18 protein-coding genes are annotated in these 20313 nt (G+C 50.6%); 12 read left to right on the forward strand and 6 right to left on the reverse strand.

Translation table 11 applies throughout. The features are described from left to right. Nucleotides 1-26 precede the first annotated feature (26 nt). The 7 genes from AAIH57_RS16615 to AAIH57_RS16645 all read left to right on the forward strand — a co-directional run bounded on the left by AAIH57_RS16615 (nucleotide 27) and on the right by AAIH57_RS16645 (nucleotide 11191). Nucleotides 27-923, forward strand: a complete 897-nt coding sequence (locus AAIH57_RS16615; protein WP_246311009.1) for an ABC transporter permease — start codon at nucleotides 27-29, stop codon at nucleotides 921-923. Nucleotides 924-936: 13 nt separating this feature from the next. After that, nucleotides 937-1806, forward strand: a complete 870-nt coding sequence (locus AAIH57_RS16620; RefSeq protein ID WP_260871059.1) for a carbohydrate ABC transporter permease — start codon at nucleotides 937-939, stop codon at nucleotides 1804-1806. 53 nt (nucleotides 1807-1859) lie between these two features. After that, nucleotides 1860-3419 carry an extracellular solute-binding protein gene (locus tag AAIH57_RS16625; protein ID WP_430022427.1) on the forward strand — a complete coding sequence of 520 codons (1560 nt, stop codon included), beginning with the start codon at nucleotides 1860-1862 and terminating at the stop codon, nucleotides 3417-3419. 63 nt (nucleotides 3420-3482) lie between these two features. Next, nucleotides 3483-5792 (forward strand): Ig-like domain-containing protein, encoded by a 2310-nt coding sequence (locus AAIH57_RS16630; protein WP_430022428.1) that lies wholly within the window; start codon nucleotides 3483-3485, stop codon nucleotides 5790-5792. Beyond that, nucleotides 5789-6580, forward strand: coding sequence for a glucosamine-6-phosphate deaminase (locus tag AAIH57_RS16635; protein ID WP_430022429.1), 792 nt, complete (start codon nucleotides 5789-5791; stop codon nucleotides 6578-6580). Before AAIH57_RS16630 ends, AAIH57_RS16635 begins: the two co-directional genes overlap by 4 nt. Then, the gene (locus AAIH57_RS16640; RefSeq protein WP_430022430.1) at nucleotides 6577-7740 is read left to right on the forward strand and encodes an N-acetylglucosamine-6-phosphate deacetylase; all 1164 of its coding nucleotides are present in this window, start codon (nucleotides 6577-6579) and stop codon (nucleotides 7738-7740) included. The genes AAIH57_RS16635 and AAIH57_RS16640 overlap by 4 nt, the downstream gene beginning before the upstream one ends. A 10-nt stretch (nucleotides 7741-7750) precedes the next feature. Then, nucleotides 7751-11191: a glycoside hydrolase family 3 N-terminal domain-containing protein gene (locus tag AAIH57_RS16645; RefSeq protein ID WP_430022431.1), complete on the forward strand. Its 3441-nt coding sequence runs from the start codon at nucleotides 7751-7753 to the stop codon at nucleotides 11189-11191. Nucleotides 11192-11409: 218 nt separating this feature from the next. Here the strand turns inward: AAIH57_RS16645 and AAIH57_RS16650 are convergent, their stop codons facing one another. After that, nucleotides 11410-12129, reverse strand: a complete 720-nt coding sequence (locus tag AAIH57_RS16650) for an SDR family NAD(P)-dependent oxidoreductase (protein ID WP_430022432.1) — start codon at nucleotides 12127-12129, stop codon at nucleotides 11410-11412. A gap of 48 nt (nucleotides 12130-12177) precedes the next feature. Beyond that, on the reverse strand, nucleotides 12178-12540 hold the full coding sequence (locus AAIH57_RS16655; RefSeq protein ID WP_430022433.1) for a winged helix-turn-helix transcriptional regulator: 363 nt from the start codon (nucleotides 12538-12540) through the stop codon (nucleotides 12178-12180). A gap of 200 nt (nucleotides 12541-12740) precedes the next feature. Between AAIH57_RS16655 and AAIH57_RS16660 the strand changes: the two genes are divergently transcribed. Further along, nucleotides 12741-13295, forward strand: coding sequence for an NAD(P)H-dependent oxidoreductase (locus AAIH57_RS16660; protein WP_430022434.1), 555 nt, complete (start codon nucleotides 12741-12743; stop codon nucleotides 13293-13295). Between the two features lie 22 nt (nucleotides 13296-13317). Here the strand turns inward: AAIH57_RS16660 and AAIH57_RS16665 are convergent, their stop codons facing one another. Next, on the reverse strand, nucleotides 13318-13671 hold the full coding sequence (locus tag AAIH57_RS16665; RefSeq protein ID WP_175397399.1) for a DoxX family protein: 354 nt from the start codon (nucleotides 13669-13671) through the stop codon (nucleotides 13318-13320). A gap of 141 nt (nucleotides 13672-13812) precedes the next feature. On the opposite strand from AAIH57_RS16665, the gene AAIH57_RS16670 reads away from it, so the two are divergent. Then, the gene (locus tag AAIH57_RS16670) at nucleotides 13813-14187 is read left to right on the forward strand and encodes a winged helix-turn-helix transcriptional regulator (protein ID WP_175397400.1); all 375 of its coding nucleotides are present in this window, start codon (nucleotides 13813-13815) and stop codon (nucleotides 14185-14187) included. Nucleotides 14188-14272: 85 nt separating this feature from the next. Here the strand turns inward: AAIH57_RS16670 and AAIH57_RS16675 are convergent, their stop codons facing one another. Together AAIH57_RS16675 and AAIH57_RS16680 are read right to left on the reverse strand one after the other, a co-directional pair. Continuing rightward, nucleotides 14273-15112, reverse strand: a complete 840-nt coding sequence (locus AAIH57_RS16675; protein WP_430022435.1) for a sulfurtransferase — start codon at nucleotides 15110-15112, stop codon at nucleotides 14273-14275. Nucleotides 15113-15212: 100 nt separating this feature from the next. Further along, nucleotides 15213-16157, reverse strand: coding sequence for a DMT family transporter (locus AAIH57_RS16680; protein WP_430022436.1), 945 nt, complete (start codon nucleotides 16155-16157; stop codon nucleotides 15213-15215). Between the two features lie 222 nt (nucleotides 16158-16379). Between AAIH57_RS16680 and AAIH57_RS16685 the strand changes: the two genes are divergently transcribed. The 3 genes from AAIH57_RS16685 to AAIH57_RS16695 all read left to right on the forward strand — a co-directional run bounded on the left by AAIH57_RS16685 (nucleotide 16380) and on the right by AAIH57_RS16695 (nucleotide 19010). Continuing rightward, entirely contained in the window at nucleotides 16380-17282 is a 903-nt protein-coding gene (locus AAIH57_RS16685; protein WP_430022437.1) for a polysaccharide deacetylase family protein, read from the forward strand. A 39-nt stretch (nucleotides 17283-17321) separates the two neighbouring features. Then, nucleotides 17322-17975, forward strand: coding sequence for a YkyA family protein (locus AAIH57_RS16690; protein ID WP_430022438.1), 654 nt, complete (start codon nucleotides 17322-17324; stop codon nucleotides 17973-17975). Between the two features lie 132 nt (nucleotides 17976-18107). Next, nucleotides 18108-19010: a hypothetical protein gene (locus tag AAIH57_RS16695; RefSeq protein ID WP_430022439.1), complete on the forward strand. Its 903-nt coding sequence runs from the start codon at nucleotides 18108-18110 to the stop codon at nucleotides 19008-19010. Nucleotides 19011-19109: 99 nt separating this feature from the next. Here AAIH57_RS16695 and AAIH57_RS16700 read toward each other — a convergent pair whose 3' ends face one another. Continuing rightward, on the reverse strand, nucleotides 19110-20282 hold the full coding sequence (locus tag AAIH57_RS16700) for a mannitol-1-phosphate 5-dehydrogenase (RefSeq protein WP_430022440.1): 1173 nt from the start codon (nucleotides 20280-20282) through the stop codon (nucleotides 19110-19112). Nucleotides 20283-20313 lie beyond the last annotated feature (31 nt).

Consider the following 20313-nt stretch of genomic DNA (forward strand, 5'->3'; position numbering starts at 1 on the left):
ACCATCCACCTCGGCGGAAGGCGCGGATGGTCCGAATCTGGAACAAGAACAAGGCGCTATGGCTGCTCTTCCTGCCATGCCTCCTGTATTATTTGATCTTCCGCTATGCTCCGATGTTTGGGCTGGTCATTACCTTCAAGGATTACAATCTGTTCAAAGGAATTTGGGCCAGTGATTGGGTGGGATTCAAATATTACCGGATGTTTCTGGAGAATCCTGATTTTTGGCCCTTGATGAAGAATACGTTTCTGTTGGGACTGTATAAGCTGGTGTTCGGCTTCCCGGCCCCGATCCTGCTCGCGATTCTGCTGAATGAGGTGCGCAGGGCCGCATTTAAGCGTTTTGTGCAGACGGTCAGTTATCTGCCGCATTTCATCTCGAATGTGATTGTGGCAAGTATGGTAATTATGTTTCTGTCTCCGACCGGAGGACTGATTAACAATCTGCTGGCAGGGATCGGCATCGACCCCATCAATTTTATGAATGAGCCAGGATTGTTTCGTGGCATCTATGTTCTGTCGGAAATCTGGCAGCATATCGGCTGGGAGACCATTATTTATCTGGCTGCACTGACGACCATCGACCCGCAGCTGTATGAGGCCGCTGATATGGACGGAGCAAGCCGATTACGCAAAATCTGGCATGTCACACTGCCCGGTATATCACCCGCCATCGTCATTACGCTGATTCTGAATATTGGCAAAGTGCTGGAGATTGGTTTCGAGAAGGTCTTTCTGATGCAGAATCCGGCAATCTACGATACGGCGGATATTATTAGCACATATGTCTACAGGGTGGGCATGGTACAGGGGAACTTCAGCTATGGTGCGTCCATTGATTTGTTCATGGGAGTCATCAGTCTGATTTTCATTTATACGGCCAACTGGCTCAGCCGCCGATTAAGCGAGACCAGTTTATGGTAGAAAGAGGTGTGGCGTGAAATCATTCCAATTTTCCTGGTTTAACGTTGTGGCATCCCTGATCCTGCTGCTGGTTGTGGTGGTCACACTCTATCCGTTTCTTCATATGCTGGCGGTCTCCCTCAGCAGCAACGTAAACGTCATCCAAAACAATATTTCTTTCTGGCCCAAGGGCTTCAATCTGAGCATGTATAAACTGGTGCTGGGAGATCCGCAGATCTGGACGGCTTACCGGAATACGATCCTTTACACCGTGCTTGGCACACTGATCTCGCTGGTGGTCACCTCGACGGGAGCCTACGCGTTGTCCAGAAAAGACATGGCGCTGCGCAATAGCTTCACCGTGCTGATTGTCATTACGATGTTCTTCAGCGGGGGGATGATTCCGACCTTCCTGGTGGTCCGTTCCCTGAATCTGGTGGACACCATCTGGGGAATGGTTCTTCCAGGGGCGGTCAGCACTTGGAACCTGATTCTGATGCGCACGTTTTTCTCGGGCATCCCCAAAGAGCTGGAGGAATCCGGCCGTATGGACGGCCTGAATGATATCGGCATCTTCATTCGGATTGTCGTTCCGCTGTCCAAGGCGTCCTTCGCCACCATAGCCTTGTTCTATGCCGTGGGTATGTGGAATAACTTTATTTTCCCGCTGCTCTATCTAAGGTCTCCCGATTTGTTCCCGCTGCAGGTACTGCTGCGTAATCTGGTGCTTGCCGGCACGGCGAGCTCAGGCGATGTCACGTCAATTGGTGGAGATAACCTGGTGGTGGAAGAATCACTCAAATATGCGACCATCATGGTCTCAACCCTGCCGATTCTGGTCATCTATCCGTTTGTACAGAAGTATTTCGTTAAGGGAGCCATGGTTGGAGCGGTCAAAGGCTAGATTTGGCAAAACAAAGCAATTCAATGAAAATTCGGATTAAGGGAGAGAAGCTTATGGGCAAATGGAAATCGGTAATACTTCCCCTGCTGGTTACAGTAACGATGATAGCGGGGTGCAGTGGAGGCGGCAGCGGTTCCGGCACGCAGACGGATGCTCAAGGGGGCAAGGGCGTAACGGATAACTCCAAGGGAACGGGAAAGACTTTTACGGCGCTGCTGGATAACAATCCCACGTTTCCTTATTCCAAGAGCTGGCCCGTTTGGGGCTGGTTGAAGGAGAAGACCGGCGTCACGCTTGAAGTACAGACGCCCTCCGGCAAGCTGGATGAGAGCCTGAACCTGGCGATTGCCTCCAAATCACTGCCTGATCTGATGTACATGCCGAATCGCAAGGAATCGAACAAGTTTGGACAGCAGGGTGCGCTGGTGGACTTGATGGAGCATATGGACAACATGCCGAACTTACAGGAATGGATGAAACAATACCCCGAGGAAGCGAAGGCTGCCCTCTCCGCCGACGGCAAGATGTATATGTTCCCCAATCAAGGCTTTGGTGAGACAAACCGCATGATCTGGATGTATCGCAAGGACGTTTTCGATAAGGAAGGAATTCAGGTTCCAAATACCTACGAAGAGCTTCATGCGGCCCTGAAGAAGCTGAAGGAGAAATATCCGGACAGTTACCCACTCTCCATCCGCTACGGGCAGATCCCGGATGAGATGAATGCGAATATGACGGTGAACTACGGAACCGGTGAGGGTGCCTACTATGATTTTGACCAGAAAGAATGGCGCTATGGACCGACCGAAGACAACTATAAAACGATGGTGGGAATGTGGAAAAGCTTCTATGACGAAGGCTTGGTTCCGCCCGACTTCTTATCGCTGCAAACAAAGCAGTGGCAGGATATGGTCTCTACAGGCAAATCATTCGTGACCATCGATTATATCAGCCGGATTGATTTCTTTAACAATGCCATGCAGCAGGAGAACCCTGAGTACGACATGCAGTTCATGGCACCTCCGGCCGGAATTTCCGGCGGCAAACAGCTGAATCCGTATTTTCATTATATGGAAGGCGGGTTGACGGTAGCTTCCACCTCCAAGAACATTGACGATGTCGTGAAGTACATGGACTTTTTCTATTCCGAGGAAGGGCGTACGCTCAGCAGTTGGGGCATAGAGGGCGAGACCTACGTAAAGGAAGGAGATGCGATCAAGTTCAAGCCGGAGTATAACGATGTCATTGAAATGCGCAAGCAGACGGGACTTCAGACCAGCGGCACCTATACCTGGATTGATTTTAATGCCCATTTGTCGCTGTTCTCGGATGCCCTGAAGCACGCTTATGAAGAAGCAGTGAAGTATGATCCTTCCTCCATGCAGCCAAGACCTGCGTTTACAGAGGCAGAAAATGAAATCATATCCATTACCGGGCAGGCCATCAAAAAACACCGTGATGAGAGCTTTGCCAAATTCGTGACTGGCTCCCGAAGTCTGGCTGATTGGGAGAAATATGTAGAGGAGATTAACAATCTTGGCGTAGATCAGCTGCTGAGCACCTACAAGGAAGCATATGACCGCGTTCTGAATATTCAGTTGAGCGCAAAATAGAGCGAATATACGGCACAGCAATCCTAGACCATTAGTACAGAATGGCAAAAGGAGGCTTCGCTTATGAAAAAGCAGCATCTGCGTGTGTACTCCGGATTCAGGTTAGCCATGGTTCTGTTGATATGTATGGTATCGATTGGGATACCCTTTCCTGGTAAGGCGGGAGCAGCCGGTTCAATCTCGCTGGACGCACCTGGGGGTGGATATGTGTCGGACGGAGGAATGGTAGAGATCGGGGGCAGTTATACCGACCTGTACGATATTCGGCTGTATGTGAACGGAACGTCTCAATACGAGGTGCTGATGAATGATCCGGACGGGGATGACAGCGGCACCTGGTCTTATATGCTGGATACTTCGGGATATAACGGGACTGTGGAATTGGTGGTTCGTGGGCTGGATACGACCTCTCGCTACGGGGTATGGGGTGTGCCTGCCATCCTTACAGTGGATAACCCGGCAGGTGCTGTCCCTGATGTAACGATTATAAGTCCATCTGAAGGTGTGTCGCTTAGCGGTCAGGTGGAGGTTTCGGTCCAGGCCAGCTCCCCAATCCCAATCACGCTGGTCGAGATACGGGTGAACCGCGGGCCTTGGGAGGAGGCTGTTCAGCAAGGTTCTGCGTATGTATACACCTGGGACACGGCGGGACTTGGCGATCGGACGGCCAGCTTGGAGGCCAGAGCGACCAATGCACCCCAGCGGTACGGCTATAGCTCAACGGTGTATGCACAGGTTGGAAACGGGACGCATGAACCAGCCCTGCCTTTGCCTGATCAGGACCGGGCCATGTGGATCTGGGAACCGGAAAGCTACAAGCTGCTTCTAAACCCTGGCTCACGGCAGGTGCTGGAATCTTTCATTACGGATACGCAGACATTCGGTCAAGAGCCGGTTCAGACGCTGTATCTCGCAGTGGGCAAATATGCGGGGTACAACGCACTGGAAGAGCAGGAGGCGGAGCTGCGCTCGTTCATAAGCTGGGCTCACAGCAAAAATGTGCAGGTGCATGCATTAATTGCCGGAGGCACCTCTCCGGCCTACATGGGCGCTTACGAGAAGTATCATGGTCATGCAGTGAGGGAAATGGAACAGGTTATCAATTACAATCTAGCAGCTGCAGATCCGGAGAAGTTCGACGGCATCAATGTGGATATTGAGCCGTACATTTCCCCCGATTTTAGAGATCCAAGCCGATTCTTGCAAAAGGAATACCTGGATGTTTTACAAAAGATGATTGATCGCCGGAATATTGCGGGTATCCGGCTGCCGTTCGGCCCGGCTGTGCCCAAGTGGTATGACACTTCGGAGCAAGGGGCTAATATTATCTGGAACGGTTCCAGCAAGTGGCTGAGCGAGCATGTTCAGGATATCTCCGACTATATCTCCATCATGGATTACCGGGATACAGCAGATGGCTCTGCCGGCATAATTTCCGGGGCTGCCGGAGAATTGGCTTACGCCGATCAGATCGGCAAGCCGAATTCCGTGGTAATTGGTGTGGAAACACTGGATATTGCGAGTAGCGGCGATCCGGAGACGATCACTTTTTGGGAGGAAGGCCGCAGTCATATGGAAGCCGAGCTGGATAAGGTATACACAGCTTACGGGCAGAGCAGTGCTTTCGGCGGCATTGCTGTCCATCACTATGATTCCTATCGGGCCCTGCCTTCTTACTGGGGACCGGGCGGTGTATTTTGGACAGCTTCGGATGATCAGGAGGCCCCTTCTGCCCTTGCAGGAGTGCCGTTCGTTGAGGCGACTGATTATCAGACTGTACAACTGAAATATGGAATAGCTTCAGATAACATGGAAGTGGAGCGCTATGTCATTTATCGGAGTACCATTCAGGGTTTCACACCTGCCGCTTCGGAAGTGGTAGGACTCGCTCGTGGCCTGAATTACCAAGACAAGGGACTGCTCCCGGATACAACGTACTATTATCGGATTGGGGCCCGTGATTTGCAGGGCAACATCGGACCACTTACCGATGAAGTGTCGGCGACCACTGGAAGTACTATATTGAAGCCTATGATTGTCTCGGACATGAATCTGGTTTACAGCGGTTCAGGAGTAACCGTCAACATGAAGGTTAGAGATTACGCTACGGGCAAGGTACTGGCGGGGGCGAAAGTGGAGGGAAGATTCACTTATGCTGCGGGACGTTACACCAGCGGGATCACCGGACCGGACGGAAGTGTAACGCTGGCCTCGGAGACGGTGATGCCGGGAAGGCAGGTTGGTTTTGAACCACGAAGAATCCGTTATAACGGTTATTATTATGCATACGGTCATGATTTGCCGCATGCGACTTTGCTGATGCAGAATGCGGGACATGAAGAATCGGGCGGGCAGCCGTCTGAAGGAGGATGAGAAGCATTAACGTAAATGGCATGATAAAGCCGTTGGAGTCGCGAGTTGTAGAGCGCATGTCTGTACAGGTTTATGAAAATCGAGATCAGATGGGGGCAGCTGCAGCTGCTGCGGTTGGAGCTGAGTTAAGACAGCTGCTTCAGGATTCAGGGCGCCGGGTCCGCATGATATTCGCTGCGGCACCTTCGCAGAATGAATTGTATGAGGGACTTGTGATGGAGCAAGGTATCGACTGGTCGCGCGTGTGTGCCTTTCATATGGATGAATACATTGGTCTACCGGATACGGCCCCCCAGCGGTTCGGACGATATTTGACAGAACGGCTGTTCAGCCGGGTCCAGCCTGGGCGGGTGGAGCTGATCGACGGATTGGGCGATGTGGAGCAGGAGTGCGAGAGATATGGAGAGCTGTTGCGTGCGGCTCCTATTGATATTGTCTGTCTCGGGATCGGAGAAAATGGTCATATTGCCTTCAATGATCCGCCTGTAGCCGATTTCGAAGATCCGCTGCTTGTGAAAGCAGTGAAGCTGGATGATGCCTGCCGCCGTCAGCAGGTAAACGATGGCTGCTTTGCCCGGCTGGATGACGTGCCTGAAGAGGCGTTGACCCTGACTGTACCGGCGTTGATGGCAGGTAGCAAACTGTTCGGGATCGTGCCAGGGGCGTCCAAGCGGAGTGCGCTTGCAGCAGCTTTACATGATCCGGTCAGTACGGCATGCCCAGCTACCATCCTGCGTACACATCCCGGAATTACGATGTTTACGGACCGGGAAGCCTTCGGCCTGTGACCGCGCCGATTGTTGGGAGACACTACCGGACGGGGCTGCCCATTGAGGTGGGATTCAGAGGAGAGTGCATTGCTTCCGTTACCGAGCTTGACGTGAAGCCTTCCACGGAACATCTTCCCTGGCTTGCTCCCGGTTTGGTCGATTTGCAGGTAAACGGCGGCTGGGGGCTCGATCTGAATACAGCTCCGCTGAATCCCGATACGGTATTGAAGCTGACGCGGATGCTGCAAAAACAGGGAGTTACAAGCTATTGTCCGACGTTGATTACTAACAGTTCCGACCGGCTGGCTGAGGCAGCTTCCGCTATTGCGGAAGCTGTTCGGCTGAACCCGGATGCGAGCGGGGGGATTGCTGGTATTCATCTGGAAGGCCCATTTCTCTCACCGGAGGATGGCCCGCGCGGCGCGCATCCGCGGCAATACATTGTTCCCCCGGATTGGGAGACCTTCTGCCGCTGGCAGGAAGCGGCAGAAGGATTGATTCGCATCATTACTCTCTCCCCGGAGTGGCCGAATGCGACTACATTTATCGCCCGGTGCTGCGAATCCGGCATCCTTGTCTCGATTGGTCATACGGCAGCAACGCCCGAGCAGATCAGGGAAGCGGTCGCTGCAGGAGCCGTTATGTCCACGCATCTGGGCAATGGCACGCATCTGACACTTCCGCGCCATCCCAACTATCTGTGGGAACAGCTCGCAGCAGATGAACTATATGGCTGTATGATCGCGGACGGCCATCATCTCCCGCCGTCCGTGTTGTCGGTAATTCTCCGAATGAAGAGAAATCGTGCTGTTCTGGTTAGCGATGCTGTCTCACTGAGCGGCATGCCACCAGGTTCCTATCAACTGCACATTGGCGGAGATGTAGTGCTAACCGCGGAAGGTCGGCTGCACCTTGCCGGACAGCCGCAGCTGCTGGCAGGCTCGGCGATGATGCTGCCGGAACAGGTAGGCTATCTCGTGGAAGCGAGACTGGTCGGCCTCGCCGATGCCTGGGATTGCGCTTCAGTGAATCCTGCCGGGCTGCTTGGGCTTGAACAGGCAGCAGGGCTTAAGGCGGGAGCACCTGCGGATCTGGTTAGTTTCACCATGAACGGTGGGAAGTTGAGTATGATGCAATGCTGGAAGAATGGCCGGTTGAGTCCACGGAGCAACGAATAGGAGGAGAGCGATGCAGAGCTTGATACCACAACCGAAGCAGATTGCAGCGATTGAGGGAGGCCCCTTGCGACTGGATGGCGAGGCAAGACTGAGTCTTTACATGGAGCAGGATGAATCGAGACTCGAAATCCATTGCCGCCGCGCATTTCCCGGGATGGAATATACATGCTCAAGGATAGATAAAGGTTATTGGCTTATTGTAGAACGTCTCTCAGGGAAGGAAACCCAGCAGGGAGACCACGAGGTCCATGGCGCCCATGAAGTAGATGAAGTACATGAAGTCTTGAGAGGACAAAAGAAGAGCCAGGTCATCTCTAATTTCAGTTCATTTACCGAAGAAGACGAGGCAGACCTGGGATTAGCAGGACGCCCACAGGGGTACAGGTTGAAGGTTTCAGCCATAAGGGCGGAGGTCTGCGCCCAGGATGCCGAGGGTTTGTTTTACGGATTGCAGACTTTGGTACAACTGTGTGGATCGGATGGAGACATCCCGGCGGTGTCCATAACCGATTGGCCGGATACGGCTGTGCGGGCAATGAATTTGGATTTGCGCCAGACGTTCTCGAAGCCGGAACTGCTGACAGCATACTTGGCGGAATTTGCCCGTTATAAGACAAACGCGGTTCTGATTGAATATGAGGATAAATTTCCGTTCCAGGCGTACCCCGAGTTCGCACATTCGAAGCATGCGTTAAGTCGTTCGCAGCTGGAAGAACTGAAGCGTAACGCCCATGAGCACTTTATAGAGATTATTCCGCTTCAGCAGAGCTTCGGACATCTGGAATATGTACTTCGCCACAAAGCTTGGCGGCATCTCCGCGAGACAGAGCAGTCCACCGGGGAAATCTGCCCGTCACATCCAGAATCGTTTGGGCTGATTACCAAGCTGCTCGCAGAGATGATCGATGCGCATCCGGACTCGCGCTATATCCATCTCGGCTGTGACGAGGTCTACAGCTTATGCGAATGCGAACGCTGCAAAGTCGAGTTTGGAGGTGTGCGGGAACGAGCCTTTATCGCCTTTTTGAACGGTCTGATTGCATTTACGGCAGAGCGGGGGAAACAGCCGATTTTCTGGCATGACATGCTGGATAAATGTCCGCCAGAGGAACTGGCCAAACTGGATCAGCGGAGTGCGGCCATGATCTGGATCTACAACGGGCGTAATATCGAAGCAGAGGTTACTTCCCATGCAGATAAATTCAGGTCGCTGGGGATTGATGTCATGGGAGCTCCAGCCGTCCGCAGCTTTGACTGGGCGGAGCATCAGAATTATCCGGTGCTGTCCAACCGGACGGACAACTTGATTCAGTGGGCAGAGACGGCAGGCAAGCTGGATCTGGACTGCATCGTTGCCACCAACTGGACGGGGCCATTCAGCCTCGGTGTGCCCTATGGTATTTTCGAAACCACTTGGTACCCCATGCTGCTGCATGCGGATCTGGCTTGGAACCGCAAGGCGGATGCCTCAACCTTCATCGACCGATTCCTGGAACGCTTCCATGGCATTGATCCGGTTACCGGGCATAATCGGCTCGGCAATTATCGACTGGAGGATTATTACGAGGTGATCTGGAAGCTCCTGGACGAGGTGCGCGAGCATAAGGAAGAAGCGGAACTGATTGCGATTATGCATGATTTTGAGGTGGCGACAGATCGTTCGCGGGCGATTCACAAATACGCCTACCGCTGGGAGCTGTATACTGGAGACGATGCGGAGTGGCGCTCACTCCAAAATAATTACACGAGAAACCGCCGTGGACGCGAGAAGGTTCTTCCCCGCATGAGAGCTGCGCTGGAGCATTACCAGCCGTCAGATATGGCAGAGCATTTTGTGAAATCGCGGTTCTACCTGCATGATTATCTGGAGCGTACACTCTATCATGAGTTGGGGCTGGATGAGACCTATGCGGAATCTGAACCGAAGACGATGAGTCTGGAAGATAAAATAGCCATGATGTGTGTGATTGGTACGCCATCTATCTGCGCCGAGCCGGAATTTCGGGGGAGAATGGCGCAGCAGCGGTTTGGCGGAATAGGCATCTTTCCCCACAATGTCGAGAGTGAGCAGCAGACGCTTGCGCTACTCACAGAGGTACAGAACATAGCCGGAGATCATGGAGGCCCGCTGCCTTATTACGTTTCGGTAGATGAAGAGGGAGGCACCCTTTCCAAATTCAAAACCTTCTTCCCCTATATCCCGGGAAACCGGGCAGTTGGATTAAGTGAAGAGCCGGAAACCGCCTATTTACTCGGTAAATTCATCGGCAGTCAGCTGCATTCTCTCGGTATTCCGATGAACTGGGCACCTGTACTGGATGTGAACACGAATATAGATAATCCGGTCGTGGGTGTTCGCTCCTTCGGAGAGGACCCGCAGCTAGTAGCCCAATTCGGTCGCTCCTACATTCAGGGGATGCATGAAGCAGGTGTGGCCGTGACGGCAAAGCACTTTCCAGGTCACGGGCAAGTGAGCGGAGATTCTCATATCGTTCTGCCAGAATGTGATCTAACGCTTGAGCAGTTAATGGAAGGTCCATTGCTCCCCTTTGTGGAAGCAATTGAAGCTGGAGCGGATTCAATCATGATGGGGCATCTGGTGTTTCCAAACATCCCGGAATCCGGTGGACTTCCAGCTTCACTCAGTCCGTATTTTGCCTCGGAACTGCTGCGGAACAAGCTGGGATTTGAAGGCGTAATCTGCACCGATGATATTGAAATGGGAGCAATCCGTAATCATTTCAATCCGGATGAAGTAGGCGTACTGGCTGTTCAGGCGGGGAACGATATGATCCTGATGTGTCATACGCCAGAGTATCAAAGCAGGGTGATCGCGGGTATTCTGGCCGCCGTACAGGATGGGCGCATCAACGAGGCACGGATCGACGAGTCTGTTCTGCGTATCAAGCAACTATACGGTAAATTCCAACAGTACCAAGCGGCGGCCCAGCCCATTCCCAGAGAGCAGTGGGAGAAGCAGGCACTGAAGTTGGCTCGTATGACCGTGAAAATTAGTCGGGACCCGAAAGGCCTGCTTCCGCTGAACTCTTCACTGAAATATTTGCTCATTCTGCCGCAGCAGGAGCAGCTGACCAAGGCTGATAACAGCGGTGCAGCCGAGATCAAGCTGGCATCCTTGTTGAAGAATGCAGGCATGGCAGTGGAGATGCGCTGCTGCGCAATGAAGCCTGATGCGGAGGAGATTGCATCATTGGTGCAGCAGGCTGCTACTGCGGATGTCGTTATCCAGGGTACCCTCAATGCCCATCTGTTCACAGGTCAGCTGGCGCTTGCCGAGGCACTGGCTGCGGTTAAGCCATTGATGAATCTGGTGCTGCGCAATCCCTATGATGACAAAGCACTGCCACAGACAGCTGGAAGCATACTGCTGTGTTCGACCTCTGATTATTCATTGCGTGCGCTGGTGGAACGGATGACAGCTTCGAAGTGACTTGTCAGCACCGGACTCGAACTGTATACAGGGGTGGTGAAACGCAGCTAAGAGATTAAATGTCGTATACCGTTGCCCACCTTCATCCTTGGAAGTGATTTAACACATTATTCCGTAGTAAAAAGGTGAAAGCCCGCATAATAGCGGGCTTTTGATATCAAAGCAATCTATTTTCCCTTGATATATGAGGGTTCTTCATAATTGGAGCGGAACTCCAATTATGCGTTTAAATCTGTTATTGCAGGAATATTAATTTCTTTTACGCAGGCTGCTTTGGACAGACTGACAATGCATTTTACGATGGAAACCATATCCTGAAGGGGGATGCGTGTGCCATTATATTCAGCAAGTGCACGTTCGCTGCCCTCATCATAAGGAATATCAGCTGCAAGCTCTCCGGGGTTGATGCATGTAACGGCAATGCCATCGTGTCGCGTATGCTCCCTCAAGGCCTCCGTAATTCCTCGAATGGCAAATTTGGAAGCTACAAATGAAACCTGAGTGTTATTCGAATTATTCAGACCCGCAGTCGAGCCGATCAGAATGATTTTGCCGGCTGTTGATTGCCGGAGATGGGGCAGTAGGGCCTGAATGCATACAATAGCCGACGTTATATTTACATGAATCAGATTAGAGATATCAGCAGGAGTGTCCTGATCAAACGTGTAATGATCCTCAAACCCTTCCTTTTCCCAAATGCCTACATTGTAAATGAGAACATCCAGTGTTTCGTTCTGAAGCGCGTCACTGACCACTTGGGCCGCATGGAGATCAGACAGATCTGCCTGTATCCATATGCGTTCTACGCCATCGCTCAGGTTCAAACTGTCAGGTCGGCTGCGAGACACTACCCAGACTTTATCGCCCTGCTCAGGCAGCCCCCTGACAAACGCATCACCTAATCCTTTACTAGCACCAAATATGAGATAGTTTTTCAATTTAACTGCTCCTTCTTTTCAAAGTGTCAAGTCCATGGGTATATCAGCTCAAAAAGCGGGTTCTTTATTTTCCAATAGTACAATGTCTTCTCCCTGCTGCTGCCTTAATGCTATATTCTCCCGTCCCCATCCACACATCACATCCACAATCCTGTTGGCAGTAACTCCATATTCCGTAAGGCTGTATTCGACTTTTGGCGGCATCTGTTGATACACATGTCTTCTGACAAGGCCGTCCTTCTCAAGCTCACGTAATTGCTGAATCAGGACCTTTTGCGAAATGCCGTTAATACTGCGTTGTAACTCACCTGTCCTTTTCACGCCTGACATTAATAGACATATGATTAGCGCCTTCCATTTGCCGCCAATGATTTCGAGTGTTGCTTCAATCCCCAGATTATATTGTTTCATGACAGTTCACCTCGTTCTAGCTGCATCCTGATGATGCGGTATAACTGTTTATTTTCTCACAATATTGTTGATGACGTCCATACACACTTTGAGGTAACCATCTTACTTCATTGTGTGTATTTTCTTTTATTCAGGCTTATATGATAATGACCATATTCGAAAAAGAAGTCTGACCCTGAACCACGAAAGGAATGTTAAAAATGAAAACACTCGTCATTCTGGCACATCCAAATATTGAGGTTTCAAGAGTGAATCAGCGCTGGAGAGAGGAACTGCTGCAACACTCGAGCGATATTACAATCCATGAGATTTATAGAGCGTATCCTGATTGGAACATTGATGTTTCCAGAGAACAGAAGCTTTTGGAAGCATATGATCATATCATCCTGCAGTTTCCGTTATATTGGTACAGCTATCCGCCTTTGCTCAAAAAGTGGTTTGATGATGTTTTTACTTACGGATGGGCGTATGGATCATCAGGCAATAAACTGCACGGGAAAAAGCTGGGCTTAGCCTTGTCCATTGGTGATAAAAAAGAAAATTACACGACGGAAGGCTCTGTCTCCTTTAGTGTAGATGAAGTGATTGCGCCTTTCAAAGCCAGCATCAATCATGTGGGCGCGATAGCATTGCTGTATTTTGCAGTCTTCGGTGCATCATTCCAGGCAACAGATGAAGAGATAAACCAAAGTGCAAAAGAATATATCAGGTATATCTATGAGCACCAGAATGAAGTTGGAAACCTGTCTAATTAAAAACATATATAGAAGGTAAGTCTTACAGTCTTCCAATTGCCACAATCAACGCCAGAACTACAAAAAAGATATTTACGCCGATCTCACGATACTCTGTTCGCCGAATATGAAACAGCATCCCGGACAGTGCGACCGCAGCCAAAGCGATTGCGGCGATCGGCGTAAGCACTGGAGCCATGTTCAGCGCCCACGGCAAAACAAGGCCCAGCGCTCCAAGTAGCTCCGCGATTCCGATCCAAACAACTAGACTTTTCGGCACATCATTTACCCAGGCCCATGTCTTTTTTGATGACTCGATACCAACGGTTTTCATCCATCCCGAATATACGAAGCCTGCCGCCAATATGATTTGTACGATCCATAACGTCACATTCATCTTTTCTTTTTCCCTCACTTGTTCTATTTTGATGTCTGCCTCTATACTAAAGTGAGAAAGCTCAATCAGGAAGTAGGCACTTAAACCTAACCAGGTAACCAAAAGTAAACCTTTGGCATAACCAGAAAGTGAGGAATAAGAATGACGGTGTATTGCAAATTCGGAACGGCGCTGGACATTCTCACGGGCAAATGGAAATCATTGATTCTTCTTCGCCTGCTGAACAACGGTACAATGCGGTTCAGTGAATTACAAAAAGCCATTCCGGATATTTCGAAAAAGATGCTGGCCCAGCAGTTGAAAGAATTGGAGTATCACGATATTGTGCATCGCGAAGTGTATGCAGAAATTCCGCCAAAGGTCGAATACTCGATTACGGAGTATGGACAACTCATGAAGCCCGTGCTCCAGACCATGAGCGACTGGGGAGTCGGACATATGCAGCATATGCAGAAGCTGTACGGTGAAGAAGATGAAGCAGAGGCAAACCCATCCAGCCTTCGGAAAATCGAATAAACGTTTCGGAATGAAACGCACGCTAAAAAAGCCCACAAAGATTGCGGGCTTTACTTTTTCTAAGTATACAAATAAAAACGAACGCTTAATCTTCTTCCCCTGTCGCCACCGGATTCTCCTCATAACTAATCCAATCGCTCCAGCTTCCGGCATACAACTTCACATTCGTGTATCCTGCTTCTTCCAGTGCAATCACGTTCGGGCAGGCTGATACGCCGGAGCCGCAGTACACGATAATAGGCTCATCCTTCGCCAGCTTCCCGAAACGTTCTTCCAATGAACTTACGCCAGACCAACGGCCCTCGGCATTCAGTACGTCCTTCCAAAAATAATTGGTTGCCCCCGGAATATGTCCGGCCTTGGCATCAATGGGCTCCTCCAGTCCGGCATAGCGGCGGGCATCCCGGGAGTCAATCAGCACGGCTGAGCTGTTCGCTGAAGCGTGCTGTGCATCCTGCACGCTGGCGAGCATGTGCGGCTGCACATTCGCTTCGAACGTGGAAGGAATCCGCACAGGCACATCCACTGTTACCGGGAACTTAGCGTTTTGCCAAGCGGAGAAGCCCTCGTCCATCACATACATCTGTTCATGGCCCAGATAACGAAGCAGCCACCATAACCGTGAAGCATTCATGCCCCCTTGGTCATCGTAGGCAACAATACGTGCATTTGAACCGATGCCTGCTTTCGAAAGACGGCTTGCCAGCTCCGCTGGATCAGGAAGCGGGTGACGTCCGCCATGAGCAGACACGGGAGCAGACAGATCCTGTTCCAGATCGAGATAAACGGCGCCTGGAATATGTCCGGCCTCGTAAGCTTGTCTTCCTGCATCCGGTTGACCGAGCAGGAATCTGCAGTCGGCTATGACCACATCCGGTTCGTACATTCTGGCGAGCAGCCAGCGCATGGATACAATGTTTTTCATGAAAATACACCGCCTTATGAAGAGTATTGGGTTCCGATTGAAGTCTGTAGTATCAGACTCCAATCGTTCTTTTGCCATGCTCATTTGTTGATGATACAAGTTACACCGCCGTAGGTTCGGCAGGTCCTTTTCCACCTACAGGAGCGTCAGCGGGAATGGGCCCAGGTTTGGTTTTGCCATAGCGAATGAAGATCCATACCCCAAAAATAATGACAACGCCGGCAATCATCTGCATCGCGCTGAGTGATTCACCAAGCAGCATCCAGGCCAGCAGTGAGGAGAATACAGGTTCACCGAGCACGCCCATGGATACGGTTGTGGCATTCATATACTGAAGCAGCCAGTTAAAGAGATAGTGTCCAAAGATCGTCGGCACGATGGCGAGCAGCAGGAAAATTCCCCACTCCGACGCTGCATAACCCCCGAACGGATGCCCCATGGCCAAATTATATACCGCCAGCGTACAGGCAGCGACGAAAAATACCCAGAAGTTATAAGAGAAGGCACTTAGTCCAGAGCGCAAAAATTGTCCAAGCAGCATATGGATCGCTACTGCAATCGTTCCGAGCAAAGAGAGTAGATCACCTTGCAATGCCGTTCCGGCCAATTGGAAGTCTCCAGCCCCAATGGCAATGGAACCAAGCAGGGCGATGCCCATGCCGATAATCATCATGCGGTTAATCTTTGCTTTGAACAGCCAGACGGAACCGGCAAGTATCAATATGGGTTCAAGTGCGAGAATGACCGTGGAACTGGCGACGCTCGTAAGCCTGAGCGATCCCATCCACAGCAGGAAATGCAGGGCCAGCATCACACCGGATGCGAGCAGCAATCCCCATTGTCTGAAGTTTAAGCGCATCATCTCATGCCGGTATTTCCAGACAAATGGAAGCATCAGCAGATTGGTAAGAAACAGGCGGTACATGGCGATGACAGCCACATCTGCACTGGACCAACGCACGAAAATGGAAGAAAACGAAATGGCAATGATGCCGACAACGAACAGAAGTTCAATGGATCTGCCGGCACGAAACAAGCTTGTCATGAATGTAGCTCCTTCTTGAAGTCAAATGGCATAAATCAATTCATTATACAGGAGAATGCAGCCGTAGGAAAAGCGAAGAAAGGAAAATAGATAAGCAGATTGTAACCGGGCTTGTAACTATTCTGTCATTCACCAAGACCGCTTTTCTATTAATCTTCTATATAGAGACATGAAACGATATAATATACCAATAATCGGGAAATTAAGGAAGTGGCACTGGAAGTGAGAGTACAACAACAGGCAGCAGGAGAGAATGGCAGCATTGCGAGCAGAACAAGCCGAACGAAGACGCACAGACGAAGACGGATCCGGTATGGAAGATTGAGTGCGGCCTTGATGCTGCTTGCACTGATCGTTACCGGTTTAACATATGCATTCATTGGAATGACCCACTGGATTAAGGGCTATGCAGCACCGCCTCCGGTAGCTGCCATTGAGCAGCCAACCAAGCTGGGCATGATCGAAATGACCCCGGGTGGGAAGGAAGAGCCTGCACGGTTTCAGGGACAGGTTCGCAAGCTGGCATACATAACGTTTGATGATGGACCAAGTGAGTATACGGAACAACTGCTGGATATTTTGAAAGAACATGAGGCCAAGGCAACCTTTTTCATGATCGGACGTCAGTTGAATCAGCATAAGTCAGCGGTAGAGCGACTGGTCCAAGAGGGCAGCTACCCTGGACTGCACAGCATGACACATAACTATAACAAATTGTACAAAAGCGGCAGCTCGGCGAATTTTGTGAAGGAGTTCAAAAAGGAACAGAAGATGGTTCAGGATCTGATTGGCTTTACGCCGCATCTGATTCGTGCTCCCTACGGCAGCAGTCCGCAGATCGGAGAATCCTTTAGAGGCGATATTGCCGCAGCAGGTTTCAAAATGTGGGATTGGACGACCGATTCTCTCGATTGGAATCTCCCGGGTCAGCCGGACAAGATTGTGGCGCGTGTCAGCAACAGTGTTCACCGGGACAAGGAAGTGATCCTGATGCATGAACGGGAGCAGACGGTACAGGCCTTGCCGCGCATTTTGAAATTGCTTGAAGATCGGGGTTATGAATTCGAGGTCTATGACCCGAATGCGCATTGGATAGCCAACTTTAGCGGAGATACCCGCTTGTAATTAGAGAAGATAATCAGATGCAAGAGAGGAGACGGTCCAGTGCGTACGTGGAAAAGGTCAGCTCTGGTGGCCGTCAGCCTGGTGCTGACGGTGCTCGCCAGTGCGTGTGGCCAGCCGCAGGAACCAGCGGCGAATCAGGTGAATCAATTGATTCTGAGTGACCAGGAGATGGCTCAAAGTCTGAAGGAACTTGCCCTTCATGAACGGGAGGATATGGAGCTATACACATCGATTTTGAGTAAAGGAAAAAACAAAAACAGTAACATTGAGTCGCTGCTGGATGAGGCTGAAGACCATATTGCCGAGCGGAGAAAACTGCTGACGCAGGCGGAAATCTTATTGAAACAGACGCAAGAGAAGATGCCTGCCGTGCGGGACTCGTTGGAACGCTTGTCTTTTGAAAAAGAAGAGACGCTGGCTCAGGCTCAAACCGTCCTGGACCAGTATGAGGCAAGAGCCCAGACATTTGAGGATTTTGTATCCTCCTATCAGCAAAGTCTGGATGCCGATGAACAGCTTTATTCTTTAATGAGAGGCAGTGTGGAACCGAATCTGGTCAAAATCAAGCGCGCAATCCGGGAACGTAATACTCAATATGTGCATCTCGCCGAGTTAAGGAAGCAATTCAATAAACAGACACAAGCGTTCAACGGAGCCAATGCCAAGCTCGTTCAAATGGAGCAAGCAAGTTAATGGATTTGCTAGATTTGAAGTAGGTCCATTCATCTATATGATTGAGCTGGCGGTCAGCCGTGTAAGTACTAGTAAGTAATCTGAAGCAACATGGACAAGCATCATTGCGTATAAGCTAACGGAGGTGTTCATATGCGAAATACAATGAATATTAGTGCATCATTACTGGTACTACTGATGGGATTCTCGCTCGTGGCCTGTGGTAACAGCAGTCCTGCAGCGCAGCCGCCCACCAATAATACAGGTGAACAGTCACCTGCACCGGAACAGAGGCCGGAAGACAGTGCGGCCATCGAAGCAGAAGGCATTCTGACAGGCTGGGCGGACCCGCACACGGTAGAGATCCATGTCGAAGAGGTTCCCATGGCTTTCCAGGTTGAAGAGGATGTACAGAAATCCTTCGACGACATTGATGATGAAGATTCGGTACAATTCAAATATGTAGAGAGAACCATTGAAGGCGACAGCACAACCAAGCAGCTGGTGCTTACGGAAATTACCAAGATCGAAGCCGATGATACGAACGGTTCGAATGCAGGCGGCAACGTTACATCAGATCGTCCCCAAACGACAGAGCTGGAAGTAACCGTGGAAGGCATGACGGAGAATCGTGCAGCCACACTTGCCCAAGGTAAGGGCTACTCCCTTTATGTGTTCGAACCCATGGCATTTGATGCAGAAGACAACGAATTAACGATGAAGATTGATCCCGACTACAACGTGGAAATCGAAAAGCTTCCTTCAGATTTCAATCTCGATGCGCTGAAGATGGATGCCAAGGAAGAGTTAACCGAAACGGGAGAGGTTAAGGAACTGAGCAAGGAAGAGCTGAGCAGCGGCCCGATGAAGGATGCAGGACTATTCATGATGGCTCAAAACGATAAAAAGACGCAGTATTTCATTGTAAAAGAACTGGATGGCAATGGCTTCATTTTCCACGTTGATGCACCTGTCGGTGAACCGTCCGAGGGATTTCTGCCCATGGCGTATGTATCCCTTAATTCCATCATGAATGAAGAGAATACCGCAAAATAATATGAAAGAGCCGGAAGGAACGAAGCATGGGCATAGGTTCCTCCCGGTTTTTTGCCGTGTCTATTGAGTTTGCAGGATCTGCCGTTTACCTGAGATGGTTCAGGTTAAAATGGTCGATTCCTTGTGCCCTTTGAGTTCCTCGTATCGGGCGACGACATGCTGATGGACCAGGTGTTCGTGGGGAATTCCCATGTGTTCACGAATGAAGGCGGAGGCGCCATCTTCACGAATCATGTGTTGGAGCTTCATGGCTTCCTCGTCCTGCTCATAATCGAAGAGCATCGCGGCCGCCATAGCGGAAGTAAGGTGGGGAATTTCAATTCCGTATTCGCTGGCCTGCATCGCAGGGCGAACAAGCCGGTCATAAGGCGATAGCTTGCGAAGGGGTGAGCGTCCGACCCGGGTGACCTGATCCGTCAGGTTGGGGTTGGCAAAGCGTTCGAGAATGGTGTCCATATATTTCCTGTGTTTATGGGGGTTAAAACCATGTTTCTTCATGAGCATGGCTCCCGTTTCCTCCATGACATGCCTGACCTCGGCACGAAGTGTTGAGTTGCTCATCACCTGCCTTATCGTCTTGAATCCATGGAGATATCCGAAGTAAGCAGCCACACAATGGCCGGTATTTACGGTGAACATCTTGCGCTCAATGTAAGGCTCAAGGGAGTCCACGTAGTGTACGCCCTCAATCTCCTTGAAGCCATCCAGCAGTGCCGGGCGATGCACAACCCATTCGTAAAAAGGCTCAACCGTAACCTGCAGCGGGTCCTTGTGGTCTTGAACCGGTACAATCCGGTCTACTGCTGCATTGGGGAACGAGACATAACGTTCTGCTTTGGTGCGGGTCTGTTCATCCAGAAACGGATATACCCGTTTCTTCAGGCGAGTACTGCCTCCAATGGCATTCTCGCAAGCGATGATATGAAGAGGTGTGTGATTGTTATTTTTCATGCGTAAATAAATGCCCTTCGCAATGGGTTCGGCAATATCTTCGAGTGCAGATACCCCAACCGCCGTAGTAATCAGATCAGCCGCTGCAATCTGCTCAGCCACAAGTTCCTGTTCGCCGACATGAATGGCGGTGACGTTACTGACAATGGTTGTATCCTGAGCTGCATTAGCGAGCGTAATGGGATATTCTTGCCTCTTTTGCAGCATGGAGATTTTATTCGGGTTACGTGCGACAAAGCAGACTTCATAATCGGAAGCGGACAACATATGACCGATAAAACCGCGGCCTATATTGCCCGCCCCAAAATGTACAGCTTTCATGTGTGAACTCCCCCTTTAAAGTTGAATTGCG

It is taken from the genome of Paenibacillus sp. MABNR03, assembly GCF_050455445.1.
Lineage (GTDB): Bacteria > Bacillota > Bacilli > Paenibacillales > Paenibacillaceae > Paenibacillus > Paenibacillus xylanilyticus.